Raw genomic sequence first — 16,589 nt, 5'->3', positions numbered from 1 at the left:
GTGTTCAAGGCGCAACCCGGCGCGGAGCCCGCAGGCGCCAGACGATGGCCGAACGCTCGGCCGGATCGAAGGCGATGCGGTGGGATTTGCCGCGCAGTTCGAAGGTGTAGCCGAGGAGCAGGTCCTCCACCTCCACGGCGCCGTCGTCGGGCTGGCCGAGCAGCCACAGGGGCACCTCGTAGGTGCATTCCTGACGGTTCTTCGGGTCGAGGTTCACCATGATGAAGATGCAGTTGTCGCCCTCGGGCGTCACCTTGGCGTACGCGATGATCTCGTCGTTGTAGGCGCCCGTGAACACGACGTTACGGAAATCCCACAGGGCCGGGTTGTCCTGCCGGATGCGGTTGAGCTTGATGATGTGGTCGCGGATGTTGCCAGGCCGGTCGTAATCCCAAGCCTTCAGCTCGTACTTTTCGGAGTTCAGGTACTCTTCCTTGCCTGGGTAGGGCGCGGCCTCGCACAATTCGAAGCCGTTATAGATGCCCCACACGCTCGACAGAGTCGCCGCCAGGGTGGCCCGGACGATGAAGCCTGCCCGGCCACTGGTCTGGAGATAGACCGGATTGATATCGGGCGTATTCGCAAAAAAATTCGGGCGGTAATACTCGCCCATCTCGCCGGCGAGTTCGGTGCTGTACTGGATGAGTTCCTGCTTTGTGTTGCGCCAGGTGAAGTAGGTGTAGCTCTGCTGGTAGCCGGCCTTGGCGAGCTTCTTCATCATCTTCGGCCGGGTGAAGGCTTCCGCCAGGAAGATCACGTCCGGATAGCGGCCGTTTACCTCGGCGATCATCCATTCCCAGAACGGGATCGGCTTGGTGTGCGGGTTGTCGACCCGGAAGATGCGGGCGCCCAGGGCCGACCAGCCGAGCACGATGTCGCGCAGCTCGATCCAAAGGGACGGCAGGGCGCCGCCGTAGAAATGGACGTTGGAGATGTCCTCGTACTTCTTCGGCGGGTTCTCGGCGAATTTCAGGGTGCCGTCGGGGCGCCACTCGAACCATTCCGGATGGTTCTTGATCCAGGGATGGTCGGGTGAGCACTGGATGGCGAAATCGAGGGCGATCTCCATGCCGTAGGCGTGGCTCGCCGCCACCAGCCGGCGGAAATCGTCTAGGGTGCCGAGGTCGGGGTGCACCGCTTCGTGGCCGCCGGCCTCCGAACCCACGGCGTAGACGGAGCCGACGTCGCCTTCGAGCGCCTTGAGGGTGTTGTTCTTGCCCTTGCGGTTGGTCTTGCCGATGGGGTGGATGGGGGTGAAGTACAGGACGTCGAAGCCGAGCTCGCGGATCTCGGGCAGGCGCCGGATCACGTCGTCGAAGGTGCCGTGGCGGTTGACGTCCATGGATTGCGAGCGCGGGAAGATCTCGTACCAGGCTGAGAACCGGGCCGCGAGGCGGTCGGCGATGACCGGCACGGACACGGGATAGCGCGACAGGTTCACCCGCGTGGCGTAGCGGCGGATCAGGCGGGCATTGTCCGGCTGCAGCATGAGGTCGAGCTGGGCGGCCGAGCCCGTGGCCTCTTCGTCCAGGGCGCTGGCAAGCGCCTTGAGGCGGTCGCGGTCGGCGCCCTTCGCCTGATCGACGCCGTCGACCACGAAGGCGATGCCCTCCACGGTCTCGAGTTGGACATCGACCCCGGCGTCGCGCTTCTTCAGGGTGTCGCGCATCCAGGACGCGAAGGCGTCGCGCCACGCCTGGATGGTGAACTCGTAGCGGCCGTTGCGTTCCAGGGGGAAGTGCCCGCCCCAGCGGTCGTTGTCGATGAACGCCATGGGGGTGGCGGTCCAGTCGTCCGTGCCGACGAGGCGAGACAGGATCTCGGCGTCGATGATTTCGTGGCCGTCGCTGAAGATGTCGGCGGTGACATGGACGCTCTCGCCCACCACGCGCTTGACCGCCGAGCGGCCGCCGTCGATCTCCGGCGCCACGGCCTCGATGACGACGCGGCCCTCGCCCGTCGGCGTGCTGAGGGGTGGCGCCTTCGTCACCTCGTCGCGGGTGGCGTTAAGAATGCGGACGTCGCCGGGTTCGAGCACGATGCTGCGGCCGGGGGTGAAGTCGACGGCCGCCATGCCGGGCGTGCGATCCGTGAAGGCGCCCAACATTCCCCCGGTGCGGGCGACCAGGGGGGCAGCCTCGACGGTCACGGGAGCGACGCCGGGATTGTGCAGCACCAGCACGGCGCTGCGCGCCGAAGCGCCGTGGCCGGTGTCGAAGCGCAGGAGGGCGACGAAATCGGCGTCGGGGGCCGAGATCCGCGCTTGCGCCCCCTCGACATTGGCAGCCGGCAGCTCGGCCCGAAGTTGGTTGATCGCCGTGATGGCGGCCGAAATGTCGATGCCGGTGTCGGATTCGCGGGCCTCGGGCGTGGTCTCCACCACGTGCAGGCTCTTCGCGTAGCCCCACTCGTACCCAATGGGCATGAGCACACCGGCCGAGAAAAACGCGGCCAAGGCGTAGCGTGCCGTGAGGTGGCGCGCGATGGTGGCGGCGTCCCCGTCGAGGCCAGCCGCGAGGCGGGCCATGTCGTGGTTCTCCGGGAAGGCGATGGACGGCGCGACGACCCGCAGGCGGTCATACTGCTCCAAAGCCCAGGGGGCCTTCAGGTCCCACCACGCGAAGCTGTTGAACAGGTAGTCGAAACCGGCGCCCGCCGTGGCCTGGGCCTCCTCGAAGGTGCAGCCGAGGGTTTCGGCGGCGAACAAGCAGTCGGGCTCCACGGCTTTGGCCGCTCCGATGAGGTCACGCCACACGGCGGCCGGGACCTTGTAGGCGGCGTCGCAGCGGAAGCCCGCCACGCCGAGATCCTGCAGGCGGTTGACGTAGCCCGACCACAGGGCGGTCAGTTCCGTGCGGCTCTGCTCCGAATGGTAGTCGAGTTCGGCGAGATCGCCCCAGACCGTGCGCTTCGACGGATCGACGGGATCGACGGCGTAGGGGCTCTCGATGGCGCCATCGGCGTCGCGCAGGAACAGGTCGGGCCGGTCGTTCGCCAGGGCGCCGTCGCGGGCGGTGTGGTTGACCACGAGGTCGGTCATGACCCCGAGACCCTGGGCGCGGGCAGCGGCGCAGAACCGGCGGATCTGCTCGTCGTCCGAGGTGCCATCCTGATCGCGGAAGCGCTCGTCCAGCCGGTCGGGATCGGCGACGGCATAGAGGCTGCGCGAGCCGCCGGTCTGGTGGAACGGGTTGAGATAGACCCAGTCGAATCCGAGGCCGGCGATGCGCGGCAACTCGGCGGTCCAGGCCGAGACCCGGCCGACGAGGAGGGGGAACAGGTTGTAGATGCGCGGCCCCTCGGCCCGGGGCGCGAGGTTGGCGGCAAGCGGCACGGCGCCGGCGTCGGTCCGCTGAGCGGCGGTCGTTGCGGGGCTCGGTGCGTTCATGCGTGCTCCATTCGATCTCTTCGACCCTTGACGAGTCCTGCCTCGCGTCGCCGGCACGAGGCTCGTTCAAAGCGCGGGTCCCCTCTTCTGGACGGAGAGGGACAGGGTGAGGTGTGCGAACTCTCCGGAAAGGTCACACACCTCGCCTCGACCCTCTCCGTCCGGAAGAGGGAACCCGTGACATCGCGTGCCGGGGCGCGGACGACGTTCAGCCGTCAGCCCAGGCGCTTCAACACGGCGTAGGGCAGACGCGCGAACAGGCGGTCGAGTTCGATTCGTCCACCCGTCGCCTCGACGGTTTCTCCGGTGACGAGGTCGGTCCAGGCGCTGCCATCCGCCACCGGCAAGTGGGTGCCGGCGAAGGCCGATCCCGTCCACACAGCCTTCCCGACGAGGCCGGAGACGAGGCGCGGCACCGCCACGAGGAGATCGCCGTCCCCGCTCGTCGCATCCGAACGTGTGAAGGCGATGACATGATCCGCCTTTTCCCCCGCCGGCAGAACCGCCTGATAGTCCGCCTCGGCATAGAAGGCGGGCCGCTCGGCGCGGTCGGCGAGCAATCGCGCGAGGGTCGCCTGCTTCACCCGGCCGTCGCTCCAATGCGCAAGGAGGTCGGGAACGGAGCCGCCCTCCTCCAGGGAGCGGGCCAGGGTCGGGTAATCGACGGGGCGGCGGTTGTCGGGATCGACGAACGAGAAATCCCAGAACTCCGTGCCCTGATAGGTGTCGGGCAGGCCCGGCAGGGTTGCTTTCAGTACCGTGCGGCCGAGGCCAGCGATCATGCCGAGATGGGCGAGACGCCGGGCGAAGGGCCGCATCCGCGTGAGGAAGTCCGAGCCGGGCGCCACGAGCTTGGCGAACAGCGCGTGGACGGCGCCCTCGTAGGCCTCGTCGACATTGACCCAGCTGGAGCGGCGCTTGCCTTCGCGCAGGGCCTTTTCGGCATACGCATCGAGGCGCTTGCGGAAGTCTTCGATGGCGCCGGGTTCGTCCCCGTCGAGGAGTTCCAGCGACCACGCGCCGAGCATCGCCTGGAAGAACATCCACTGATCGTTGGCGTCCGGCACCGCCTCGCCGTCGATGACCGTGAGGTGCGGCCGCGCGAGGTCGCTCCACTGCTCCCAAGCCTCGCCCCAGGCTTCCGGCATCTCCGACAAGGCGAGGAGGCGCGAACGGGCATCCTCGCCGCGCTTGGTATCGTGGGTCGCGGTGGCGATCATGGCGTTGGGCCAGTCGCGGGCGCGAGCCGCCTGCAGGGCGTGGAAATGCGCGGCGTCGATGCCGTACTCACCTGGATCGCCCCCGACCTCGTTGAGGGCAAGCAACTCCGAGAACCGGTAGAACAGGGTGTCTTCCAGGCTTTTGGCCATCACCGGGCCGGTGAGCTGCTGGAAGCGGCGACGGAAGCGCAGGATCACCTCCGGATCGGGACGGCCCGGCCCGGTGACGTCGATGCGGCCCAGCATGGCGTCGGCGGCGAAATCGTGCACGGAGCGGTCCGGGAGGGCGCTCCAGCGCTTGGCCTTCTTCACCGCGGTCTCGATGAGGCGGATATCCTCGTCCTCCACATCGCTCTCGTCGAGGTCGCCCGGCAGGTAGCTGCGGTAGGTGGGAAACCGCGCGATGATCTCGATGAGCGCCCGGCGGATGGCGTTGACGGAGAAGTCGCGGGTGCGCCGGTCGGCATCGGCCACCGCCTTGAGGTCCGAGGTCATCACCTCGAGTTCGGAGGCGAAGCTGATCTCCAGGATCTCGGCCTTCGCCGCGCGGAGCATGAACCCGTAGGGCTCGTCGAAATCCGTCTGCGCTTCGTAGAGGTTGCGGATCGCCTGTCCCTTGCCCTTGTCGACCAGGATGCCGTCGAGCTGGTTCAGGACGTCGTAGCCGGTGGTGCCGGCCACCGGCCAGGGCCGCAGGCGCTCGCCGGGTTCGAGGATCTTCTCCACCACCACGTAGAAGCCGGGGCCCACCGCCGCCTGGAGGGCACGGGCGTAGCCCTGCGGATCCGCGAGACCGTCGATGTGGTCGATGCGCAGGCCGTCGATGCGGCCCTCGCGGATATGGCGGAACACCGTCTCGTGGGCGCGCTGGAACACGTCGGATTTCTCGACGCGCAGGCCGGCGAGGCCGTTCACGTCGAAGAACCGGCGGTAGTTGATGTCGCTCGCCGCCACCCGCCAATGGGCGAGGCGATAGGATTGCTGCTCCAGCATGCGGTGCAGGGGGCCGAAGCTGTCGGGGTGGCCCTTGGCGCCGTTGAGGAGTCGCAGGGTCCGCCCGATGGCGTCGGCGATGGCGGGGGACGCCGCCACGGCCTCCACCAGATGTTCCTTCAGCTCCTCGGCCTCGGCCGGGAAGGCGCGACGGCGCTCGGGGTTCGTCTCCTCGCCCATGAGGCGCAGGCGCTCGGAGACGCCCAGCACTTCGAGGGCCGCCGCATCGTCGATGTCGCCCAAGGCCGCGAGCGAGCGGTTGAGGATGGTGGGGTATTGCAGGGGGCAGATCGGGAATTCGTGCTCGTAGTGCCAGACGCTGAAGGCGCCCTTCTCGGGATCGAATTTCAGTTCCAGCGTCCCCTTCTCCAGGGCCTCGCCGTAGCGGTCGCCGAGGAACGGCACCACGAGTTTGTTGTTGGCGCCGAGCCGCGACCAGTCGATGTCGAAGGCGTCCGCGTGGGGCGACAGGCCGCCCCATTCGAGCACGGAGAGCCACCAGGGATTGTCGGCGCCGCCGACCCCCATGTGGTTCGGCACGATGTCGAGGAGGAGTTTCAGTCCGGCGGCGTGCAGCACCTCCGAGAAGCGCACGAAGCCCTCCTCGCCGCCGAGTTCCGGATTGATGGTGGCGTGGTCGACGATGTCGTAGCCGTGGGTCGAGCCCGGCCGCGCCTTCTGGATCGGCGAGGCGTAGACATGGCTGATGCCGAGTTTCGCCAGATACGGGACGATCTTTTCCGCGTCCGCGAAGGTGAAGTCCTTGTGGAATTGCAGCCGGTAGGTGGCGCGGGGCGGGGCCGAGGCGAGGCGCGCGGCGCCCGAGCGCGGCCCGCGTTCTTCCGCCGCCAGGGAGGCGGCGAGCTTGGCCAGCGGCCCGCCGGGGGCCGCGATGGCCTCCAAGGTCCGGTCGAGCTTGCGCCGCCAGTTCGGATAGCCCTCCGTCGAGCCAGGGACGTTGGCCTGCGAGAGTTCGGAGACCACGTCCTCGTACTGCACGGCGGTGAGCATCGAGGGCGCGCGGGCGAGGTAGCGCGCCGCCGCCTCGAACGGGGCTGCTTCCGGAACGTCGTAGCTCGGCAGCAGCTGCTCGGCGGCGAGCGCCTCGGTGAGGCGGGCACGCTCGTCGACGCGCTCGCGCCGTTCGGCCTCGGCCCGCTCGGAATCGTAGAGGCCCAGCGCCTGCCGGGTGTCGGTGTCGACGCCGCGCCACCAGCCGACGAAGGTCGGCAGATCGTGCGTGGTGATGGCGGTCAGGGCATCGCGCGGATAGGCCGCCGGCGGCTTGAAGCGGGCGCCGTGCTCGCGCTCGAAGGCGAGGATGCGATAGCTCAGGATGCCGGCCTGCATCAGGGCATCGGAGAAGCCCTCGGGCGCCGTGCCGAGATCCTCCGCGATGACGAGGCATTTGGCGCGGTGGCTCTCCAGGCGCAGAACCGCCAGCATCGGCTCGAACGGCATGGCGACGTAGGCGCCGGCCTGGGCCGTGGCGCCCAGGGGGATCAGGAACAGGCGGGCGAGCTGGAAGGCATGGTCGATGCGGATGGCGCCGGCATGGCGCATGTTCGCCTGGACGAGGGCTCGGAACGCCGCGAGTCCGTCCCGCTCGAGTTCCAGGGGGTGGAAGGCCGGCAGACCCCAATCCTGGCCCTTCGGCGCGAGGAGATCGGGCGGCGCGCCGATGGAGACCCCATTGGCGAAGCGCTCGGGATGCGACCAGATCTCGGAGCCGCCGCGATCGGCGCCCACCGCCAGATCGCGGTAGAGCCCGAGGCGCATGCCGGTGCCGAGCGCCGTCTCGGAAGCGTCTTCCAGCTGCCGGTCCGCGAGGTATTGGAGCCAGATGTGATAGGTGACGGTCCCGGCGTTTTCGGCTGCGAAGGCCCGCACGGCCTCGGTGCCGTTGCGGCGGTACTCTTCCGGCCAGTCGCCGAGCCACTGGGCGCCTTGCGCGGCGAAATGTTCGGCGAGCGCCTCGAAGGTGCCGTGGGCTTCGAGATCCTCACCGCCGGCGGCGCGGAAAGCGGCAAAGCGCGCATCGACGCCGGCGCAGGCACCGGATTCCTCCCAGAGGGCGCGCAGAACCGGGGACAGCACGCCCCAGATGCCCGCGTGATCGACGAGCTTGGCTTCGCGCAGGGCTTCGACCCGTGCGCTCAAGGACTCGAGGAGGTCGGCCGCCTTCGAACCGACGAAGCCCGGCAGCACGCCCGGCTCGATGAACAGGGTTTCGAGGAACAGGCGCGAGGACGGCGAGTAGGGCGAGATCTTGGTGCGGTCGGTGGGAAACAGGGCATGGACGGGACTGAGGCCGAGGAACGACGCACCGCGTAAGCCCGCATCGCGGGCGGCCCGGCCGGCATCGGCATAGGAGCCGATGCCGAGGTTGTCGGGCGAGCGCAGGCCATAGAGCTGGGCGGCGAGGCCCCAGTCGCGCGCACCCTCGTCGGCATAGGCGCGCGGACGCCAGCAGCGTTGGGGGGCCGCAATGACCCAGGCTTCCGCGCGCTGCTCGCCCAAGCTGGCCGTCAGGCGGTGATAGCCGGGCGTCAGGGGCGGCAGCTCGAAGCCGGCTTCTCCCGAAGCCGTGACGGCGACCCGGCCCTCGCGGACATGGCCGCGCTCGTCGACGAGCCGCCACGCCAGGGTGCCGCCCCCCGTGATCCGCAGGGGAACCCGCGTGGCGCGACGCGCCTCCACGGGCAGCAGGGCGGGAACCAGACCCTCGCGCACCGCCGCTACGGTCTCGAGGCTCGCGGCGATCTCTTCGTCCGTGCCGACGGGGAAGCCGAGGGCGGCGATCATGCCGGCCCGCGTCTCCAGGCTGGTTTCGACGGGCTGGCCGAAGGCGTCGGTGTAGCCGGGGGCGACGCCGAGGAGATCGGCGAGGCGTTCGAGGTCGCGGCTCATCAGTTCACACCCGTCAGGAAGATGCCCGTCCAAGACGGGAGTTCGATGGTCTCGCCGGAGACGACGTCGGCGCCGTTGCACCAGACGATCTGACCACCGCCGCGCGGCGTCCGCAGGGGTGCCTCGCCAAAATTGGCGACGAAGCGCAGCCAACCGCCATCGTAGCGCCAAGCGCAATCGACGGCGTCGGGGCGCGGCAGGATGGTGGCGGCGCCGCGATAGGTTGTCTTCGTCAAGGGCACGATCGTCTGATGCCGGATCTGCAGCAGGTTGCGGGTGTCGGCCCACACGCCGCGATGGGGCGCCCGGTCGGCCTCCGACCAGTCGATGCGCGAATCCGTAAAGGTCTTCTCGGCGGTCGGATCGGGGATCACCGAGGTGTCGTCGGCAAACGCCGCGAAGCTCTTGAACTCGCGTCGGCGCCCCTCGCGCACGGCCTTGTTCAGCTCCTCGTCGGGGGCGAAATCGACGAAGAACAGGAACGGTGCCGTCGCCGACCATTCCTCGCCCATCCACAGCATGGGGATCTGCGGGCTGAGCAGCAGGCCGGCGCGGGCGAGGGCCAGCTTCGCCGGGTCCGACAGGGCCGAGAGGCGTTCGCCGAGCGCCCGGTTGCCGACCTGATCGTGGTTCTGCAGGAAGGTGACGAAGGCCGAGGGCGGCAGGTGGGCGGAGGGCTCGCCGCGCGGGTGGTTGTCGAGGCTCGGGAACGGTTCGCCCTGATAGGCGAAGCCCTCCGACAGGCAGCGGGCGAGGTGCACTACGGGCTTGTCGGCGAAGCTCTGGTAGTAGCCCGCATCCTCGCCGGTCAGGAGCACGTGCCAGCAATGGTGGAGGTCGTCCGCCCATTGCGCCGTGTGCCGCACCGGCTGCCCGTCCGCCTTGCGCGCGAGCCACTTCGCCTCGTTGGCCTCGTTCTCGAGGACGAGGTGGATGTGGCGGCCCGGAAGACGGGCGCGGATCGTCTCGGCGAGTTCACCGATGAAGTGCTTTTCGGAATCGTCCAGGATCGCGTGCACGGCGTCGAAGCGCAGGCCGTCGAAGTGGTATTCCTCCAGCCAGTAGAGGGCGTTCTCGATGAAGAAGTCCCGTACGGTCCGGCCGCTGGTCTCCCCGTCGAAGTTGATGCCGGCGCCCCACGGCGTCTGGTGGCGCTCCGTGAAGAACGTCTTGGCGTAGGCGTTTAGGTAGTTCCCGGCCGGGCCGAAATGGTTGTAGACGGCGTCCAGAAACACCATCAGGCCGATCCCGTGCGCTTTGTCGATGAGGCGCTTCAAGTCGTCGGGACGGCCGTAGACGCTGTCCGGCGCGTAGGGCAGCACACCGTCGTAGCCCCAATTGCGGGTGCCCTTGAAGTCGGCGAGCGGCAGCAACTCGATGGCGGTGATCCCGAGGTCGCGCAGATCCTCGAGCCGCGCTTCGAGGGCCGCGTAGGTGCCCTCCGGCGTCGCCGTGCCGACATGCAGCTCATACAGAACCGTCTCCTCCCACGGCCGGCCGGTCCAGTCGGCATCGGTCCAGTCGAAGGCGCGCGGGTCGATGACCTCGCTCAGGCCCGACACGTCCTCGGGCTGGAAGCGGGAGGCGGGGTCCGGCACCACGAGGTCGCCGTCGATGCGGTAGCCGTAGCGGGCGCCGGCCTTCACGCCGGGCAGCGTCACCCGCCGCCAGCCGTCACCGGCCTCCGGGATCGGGTGGTCGCTCCCGTCCACCACCAGGGTGACGTCCTTCGCCGTGGGGGCCCAGAGGGCGAAACGGACCCCGTCCCTCCCCGCTTCACTGCCGAAGGTCATCGCATGGGCTCGCCGCATCGCGGTGCTTCTCTCGTGATCTCGTGGGGGCAACCGGCGGCCTTGGCCGCCCGACCTTTCAGAAGGCTGCCGACCCCGCCGTTGTTCCATCGTGGCGACGTATGGCAGGCACCTGTGTCGGCAAGCACACGCCTGGCCGGGGCGCGTGCCGCCGGGCCCTACCGCCCGTAGGTGGCCGGGCGGGTGCGCAATACGCAGAGCGCATGGGCGTCGAGGCGAATGCGGGCGCCGGCCGGATAGAGGGTCTGGCCCTCCGGAACGCTGCCCGTCGCCCGCGTGGTGTCGAACACGAGGCTCCAGGGGCCGTCGATCACTGGCGCGAAGGTGAAGTCGCAGGGCGCATCGGCGGCGTTGATGAGAATCAGAAGGCGGTCGGCATCCGGCAGGTCGTTGCCGATCTGCATGCCGAAGGACTGGCGCTCTCCATCGGCCCAGGCGCCCCCGTCCATCTCGGCGCCGCAGGGCGACAGCCAGTGCACGTCGCGCAACGGTCCGTCCTCCACCAGGGCGCCGTGCAGGAAGTCGCGGCGGCGTAGGGCCGGCTGCTCCCGGCGCAGGCGCGTGAGGTTGGCGACGAAGGCCGTCAGGGACGGGTCGGGGTCCTTCTCCCAATCGACCCAGTTGGTGGCATTGTCCTGATTGTAGGCGTTGTTGTTGCCGCCCTGGCTTCGTGAGCGCTCGTCGCCCATGAGCAGCATGGGGATGCCTTGGGCAAGGAAGATCGTCGCCAGGATGTTACGCTTCTGCCGGGCGCGCAGGCTCAGGATCGCGGGATCGTCCGTTGGGCCCTCGACGCCGTAATTGCGTGTGAGGTTGTGGCCGTGGCCGTCGCGGTTCTCCTCGCCGTTGGCGAGGTTGTGCTTCTCTTCGTAAGCCACGACGTCCGCCAGGGTGAAGCCGTCATGCGAGGCGGCGTAGTTGATGCTGGCGAGCGGCGTCCGGCCCGAGGCGGCGAAGATCTCGCGTGAGCCCGACAGTCCCTGTGTCACCTTCGGCAGCACGCCCCGGTCGCCGCGCCAGAACCCGCGCACGCTGTCGCGGAACTGGTCGTTCCACTCGCTCCAGCCGCGCGGATAGGCGCCGAGCTGGTAGCCGCCCTGGCCGATGTCCCACGGCTCGGCGATCATCTTGACGCCGGACAGCACGGGGTCCTGCGCCACGGCCTGGAAGAAGGCGGCTTTCGGCGAGAAATCGTGGGGGACGCGGCCGAGACTGGTGGCGAGGTCGAACCGGAAGCCGGCGATGCCGTAGGCCGTCACCCAATGGCGCAGGGAATCGAGGGCGAGTTGCATCACCCGCGGATGATCGAGGTCGAAGGTGTTGCCGCAGCCGGTGCAGTCGATCTCCCGGCGTGGATCGCCCGGTTCGAGCTTGTAGTAGCTCGCATTGTCGATGCCCCGGAACGACAGGGTCGGTCCGGTATGATCCGCCTCCGCCGTATGATTGTAGACGACATCGAGGAACACTTCGATCTCGGCCGCCGCCAGTTCGCGGATCGCCGCCTTGAGGCCGCCGATCCCGGCAGGCCCCCCGTAGCGTGGTTCGGGCGCGAAGTAGTTCAGCGGCGAGTAGCCCCAGAAATTCACCAGCCCCTTGTCGACGAGGAACCGGTCGTCGGCGAAGGCCTGAATCGGCAGGAGTTCGATGGCGGTGACGCCGAGGCGCAGCAGATGCTCGATGATGGCCGGATGGCCGAGGGCCGCGTAGGTGCCGCGCGCGGCTTCGGGCACGTCGGGATGCAACTGCGTCAGGGCCTTGACGTGGGCCTCGTAGATCACCGTCTGCGACAGGGGCCTGCGCACGGGGCTGACGGCGAGGTTCGGCACCTCCGGAGCCGTCACGACGCCGCGCGGCATGTAGGCGGCGCTGTCGCGGCGGTCGATCTGGTCCTCGCGCTGGAGGCCGCGACGGTGCCCGTACAGGGCGTCGTGCCAGCGGATGCGCCCCTCGATCTCGCGGGCATACGGATCGAGGAGGAGTTTCGCAGGGTTGAACCGGTGCCCGTGCGCCGGGTCCCACGGCCCGTGGACGCGGTAGCCGTAGAGTTGGCCGGGAAACACCCCGCGCAGGTGCCCATGCCAGATGTCGTCGGTGCGGCAGGGCAGCCTGATGCGGCGGGTTTCGAGGCGCTCGCCGGGCTCGAACAGGCAGAGATCCACGGCGGTGGCGTTCTGGGAGAACAGCGCGAAGTTCACGCCGCGACCATCGAAGTGAGCCCCGAGCGGCGTGGGAACACCGTCGCTGAGGCCGATCATGCTATCCGTCACGCACAGGTCCGCGAAAGGGAGGGCCAAGCGGGCGTCGTCTGCCCGCCCTCACCCTGCAAGATGGAGACCTCGCCGGAGACAGGTCCCGGGAAGCCGGGACCCGCGCCAAGGCGGCGCAGGCCGGAAAGGTCTATTCCGCCGCCGCGGCCGTGCGGGGCGGCTGGCGCTCGACGGTGCGGAAATTTTCCAGTTCCGTCATGAAGTTGCGCGCCCACCAGTCGACATCCTCGCGCGTCATCCGCTCGACCATCGGCTTCCACCGCTCCAGGCGCTCTCCGCGCGGCATGTAGAGGGCGGTCCGGATCGCCTCGGCCACCTCGAACCTGTCGTAGGGGTTGACCAGGATGGCTTCCGGCAATTGCCGGGCGGCGCCCGCGAACTTCGACAGGACCAGGACGCCGGGATCCTCGTCGGACTGGGCGACGACGTATTCCTTGGCCACCAGATTCATGCCGTCCCGCATCGGCGTGACGAGGCCGACGCGGGCCGCCCGGTAGAGCCCGGCCAGGACGGGGCGCGGATACGGCTTGGTCACATATTGGATCGGGGTCCAATTCGGTTCGCCGAGGGTCCCGTTGATCTCACCGACCGTCTGGTTCACCTCGCGGCTGAGCTCTTCGTACTCGGGCACCTCCGTGCGCGATTTCGGGGTGATCTGGAGATAGACGACGTTGCCGCGCTGGTCGGGATTGGACGCGAAGAACCGCTCCACGGCCTCCATGCGCTCGGGCACGCCCTTCGAGTAGTCGAGACGATCGACGCCGATGAGCAGCTTGCGGGTGCGCAGGCCCGCCATGGTCTCCCGCACCGTCCGGTTCGCGCCGGCATTCTCCGCCGCCTCCTGGAAGCCCGCGACATCGATGCCGATGGGAAAGCTGCGGATGCGGGTGCGTCGCCCGTCCACCATGAGGGAGCCGCCGCCGAGGGGGATCGCCCGCAACTCGTCGATGAGGTTGCGGGTGAGGTTGTGGACGTCGGGGTCGGTCTGGAGGCCGATGAGATCGTAATCGGCGATGCCGCGCAGGAGGTCCGTGCTCGCCGGCAGGGTGTTGAACACGTCCGCCGCCGGCCACGGGATGTGGTGGAAGTAGCCGATCGGGTTGGCGATGCCGAGGCCGCGCAACTCGGATGCGAGAGGCAGCAGATGGTAATCGTGCACCCAGATGATGTCGTCGGGTTGGATCAGGTCGGCCAGCGCCCGGGCGAAGGTGCGGTTGACGCGCTGGTAGCCGGCGTAATCGGAGCGCGAGAACGCCCCTAGCCCGAGGCGGTAATGCATGATCGGCCACAGGGCGCGGTTGGCGAAGCCGCTGTAATATTCCCGATGGTCCTGCGGCGAGAGATCGACGACGGCGTATTGCACCCGGCCCCGATCGATGAGGGTCGGTTCCGTCGAGGGGTTATCGACGACGTTGCCGCTCCAGCCGAACCACAGCCCCTCATAGGCCGTGAACGCCTCCTTGACGGCGACGGCGAGCCCACCGGCCGCCACGGCCTTGCCCCCTTCCTCGGGGATTGCAACGCGGTTGGATACGATGACGAGACGTGCCACGAAGCCGGCTCCGGTCCTCAGGGCGGCGCGGGTATCGCACGCGCCCAGACTGTTACAGTGGGTGAACGCGCGGAAGCCGAGCGCGATCCGTTGGGTGCAGCCAAGCGCGTTAAGGCTATCTCGGTCAAGGGGCGTCCGAGGCTGCCTCACGGCAAAATGTCGGGATGTCGGCGGGCCGAGGACCGGCGGGCGGCGGTGGTGATCGGGATTCCGAAACGGTCGTCATGGTGCGTGCCCCGGCAAAGCTTGGCCTGTGTAGGCGCGTCAGGCTGAACGGCGGCTGACGCACGCCGCCGAGGCGGAACCCTGTCTCGACGGTCGCTGTTGAACTGCGGCAACAGCGACAGCGATCAGCGTCGAGGAGTATCATCGTGAACGTGAGTCACCCCACAGGATCACAGGACCCGGACTCGGCCGCCCATCGCGAGACGGCCGACTGGAAGGCCCTGCGCGGCGATGTCGAGGGCATCGCCGACGTGGCGGTCGAGCGCGGGCGCGGGTTCGTGGCGGCGGCGCGCGGCCATGCCCAGGAGTACGTCGACCGCCGCAAGGGCGACGCCGCCCAGTCGGTCAACGATCTCGCCCGCACCGTGCGGGATTCCAGCAAGACCTTCGAGGACCGGCCCAACATTCGGGCGTTCTTCGACAGCGCGGCCGAAGGCCTCGAGCACCTCGGCACCCAGATCGAGAACAAGAGCTTCTCGGAATTCTACGAGGATGCCGAGGCCATCGCCCGACGTTCGCCCGTGGCCGTGGCGGTCGCCACCTTCGTCACCGGCTTCGTGGTGGCGCGCTTCATCAAATCGTCGAGCCTGCCGCAAGCGCGCGATCTCGGCCTGCGCGATGCGCCGTTCCGGGACGGCGGATATCGTGGAAGCGCGCTTCGGGAGGGATCTCTGCGCGACGTGCCGCCGCCGGGTCTCCACCGCGACCACGGTCTCTAGGAGACGGCGACGATGTCGAACACCACCCCCAACGGCCTCCAGGGCCTCATCGGCGATGCCCTGCGGGAGACGAACGAACTCGCCCGCAAGGAGATCGCCCTCTTCCGCAACGAGATGACGAGCAATGTCCGCTCGCTCTTCGTCGGCCTCGCCCTCCTCGTGGGCGCCGCCGTGTTCGGCGTCGTCGCCCTGTTCGTCCTCGTGGACGCCCTCGTGAAATGGCTCGCCACCGTCGTGCATTCGGAGGCCCTCGCGGCCCTCATCGTCGGTGGCGTGCTCCTCGTCGTGGCGGTGCTCCTGGCGCTCGTCGGCCGTAACGCCATGTCGCTCTCGACGCTCGCCCCCGTGCGGACCTCGCGTCAGGTCCGTCAGGATGCCCGCGTCCTGTCTGAGAAGGTGTCCGGATGAGCGAATCGTTGAACGACCTGGAAAAGGACATCGAGGCGAGCCGGGCCCGCCTCGACCAGACCATCGACCAGATCCAGGAGCGGCTGTCGGTCTCGAGCATCGTCGACGAGATGCTCGGCAACGCCCGTCGCACGCCCTTGAGCGGGGTCTATGATGGGGCCCTCGAGGCCGTGCGCCGCAACCCAGTGCCGGTGCTCCTCATCGCGGCCGGGGTCGGCTGGCTGCTCCACCGCATGTCGTCGGACGCCGCCTCCGCCGCCGCGACCCGACGCAGGGTCCGCCTCGCCGAGGAGAGCTTGCCCGTGGTTCCGAGCGGCGCCGACCGGGTCTACGACCCCGACCTTCCGACCCGCCATCCGGTCAAGGATCTCGGCGAGACGACGCAGATCTGACCCCGCCCCGTTTCGGCCCGCACCGGGCCCGTCCCATCAGGAGCCACCCATGAGCTATTCCCCCAAGCCCGGCGACGCGCATCGCTCCCTGCCCGACGACATTGCCCTCGCGGCCGGGATGCCGCGCGGCCATTACGACACCTCCCCGCGCCAGACCCATACGGGTGCGACGGCCGACACCGCCGGCGCGGCCGCCGACAGCCTGTCTGACAACGCCGTCAGCCTCAAGGACAAAGCCCTCGAGACCGCCGACGACCTGACGAACCGCGCCGCGAGCGCGGCCCGCGACCTGCGTGAGCGCGCCTCCGAGATCCGCGAGCGTGCCTCCGAAGTCTACGACGACGGCCGCCGTCGCATCAACGATCTCGGTGAGCGCGGTTCCGAGCGGCTCCGCGACGGTCGCTCGGCCGTCGAGGATTTCGTGACCGACAATCCGCTTCTGGTCGGCGTGGTCGGCCTCGCCGCGGGCCTGCTCATCGGCGCCTTGCTGCCCCGTACCCGGCAGGAAGACGAGACCGTCGGACCCTGGGCCGACGAGGTTCGCGACCAGGGCCTGCGCTACGCCCGCGACGTGACTCATCGCGGCCGGGAATTCGTCGCCAGCGCCCTCGATCCGGAGAACCTTCAGGCGGCCGCCCAGCGGGTGGCCGAAACCGCCAACGGCGAACGGCCCGCTCCGCAGACCCACTGATGCGATGACGACA

General features: G+C 68.9%; 9 protein-coding genes. 4 read left to right on the top strand and 5 right to left on the bottom strand.

Annotated elements, in window-relative coordinates:
• Nucleotides 1-4: 4 nt before the first annotated feature.
• The 5 genes from BM249_RS04750 to BM249_RS04730 all read right to left on the bottom strand — a co-directional run bounded on the left by BM249_RS04750 (nt 5) and on the right by BM249_RS04730 (nt 14,141).
• Nucleotides 5-3,388, bottom strand: coding sequence for a maltotransferase domain-containing protein (locus BM249_RS04750; protein ID WP_091969490.1), 3,384 nt, complete (start codon nt 3,386-3,388; stop codon nt 5-7).
• Between the two features lie 215 nt (nt 3,389-3,603).
• Nucleotides 3,604-8,511, bottom strand: coding sequence for a malto-oligosyltrehalose synthase (locus tag BM249_RS04745; RefSeq protein ID WP_091969489.1), 4,908 nt, complete (start codon nt 8,509-8,511; stop codon nt 3,604-3,606).
• The gene (treZ, locus tag BM249_RS04740) at nt 8,511-10,322 is read right to left on the bottom strand and encodes a malto-oligosyltrehalose trehalohydrolase (RefSeq protein ID WP_091969488.1); all 1,812 of its coding nucleotides are present in this window, start codon (nt 10,320-10,322) and stop codon (nt 8,511-8,513) included. The genes BM249_RS04745 and treZ overlap by 1 nt, the downstream gene beginning before the upstream one ends.
• Nucleotides 10,323-10,480: 158 nt before the next feature.
• Nucleotides 10,481-12,577, bottom strand: coding sequence for a glycogen debranching protein GlgX (gene glgX, locus BM249_RS04735; RefSeq protein ID WP_091969486.1), 2,097 nt, complete (start codon nt 12,575-12,577; stop codon nt 10,481-10,483).
• A 142-nt stretch (nt 12,578-12,719) separates the two neighbouring features.
• A complete protein-coding gene (locus tag BM249_RS04730) occupies nt 12,720-14,141 on the bottom strand; it encodes an alpha,alpha-trehalose-phosphate synthase (UDP-forming) (protein WP_091969485.1) in 1,422 nt (473 codons plus the stop codon).
• A gap of 377 nt (nt 14,142-14,518) precedes the next feature.
• Between BM249_RS04730 and BM249_RS04725 the strand changes: the two genes are divergently transcribed.
• The 4 genes from BM249_RS04725 to BM249_RS04710 are packed head-to-tail and all read left to right on the top strand — an operon-like array spanning nt 14,519 to nt 16,576.
• Entirely contained in the window at nt 14,519-15,085 is a 567-nt protein-coding gene (locus BM249_RS04725; protein WP_244528590.1) for a hypothetical protein, read from the top strand.
• Between the two features lie 12 nt (nt 15,086-15,097).
• The gene (locus BM249_RS04720; protein WP_091969483.1) at nt 15,098-15,493 is read left to right on the top strand and encodes a phage holin family protein; all 396 of its coding nucleotides are present in this window, start codon (nt 15,098-15,100) and stop codon (nt 15,491-15,493) included.
• The gene (locus BM249_RS04715) at nt 15,490-15,885 is read left to right on the top strand and encodes a DUF3618 domain-containing protein (RefSeq protein ID WP_091969481.1); all 396 of its coding nucleotides are present in this window, start codon (nt 15,490-15,492) and stop codon (nt 15,883-15,885) included. The genes BM249_RS04720 and BM249_RS04715 overlap by 4 nt, the downstream gene beginning before the upstream one ends.
• Before the next feature lie 49 nt (nt 15,886-15,934).
• The gene (locus BM249_RS04710) at nt 15,935-16,576 is read left to right on the top strand and encodes an ElaB/YgaM/YqjD family protein (protein ID WP_091969480.1); all 642 of its coding nucleotides are present in this window, start codon (nt 15,935-15,937) and stop codon (nt 16,574-16,576) included.
• Nucleotides 16,577-16,589 lie beyond the last annotated feature (13 nt).

The sequence above is a fragment of the Methylobacterium gossipiicola genome, from assembly GCF_900113485.1.
GTDB classification, from domain to species: domain Bacteria; phylum Pseudomonadota; class Alphaproteobacteria; order Rhizobiales; family Beijerinckiaceae; genus Methylobacterium; species Methylobacterium gossipiicola.
The sequence above is the reverse complement of the archived record's forward strand: the minus strand, read 5'-3'. Positions and strand labels throughout refer to the sequence as shown.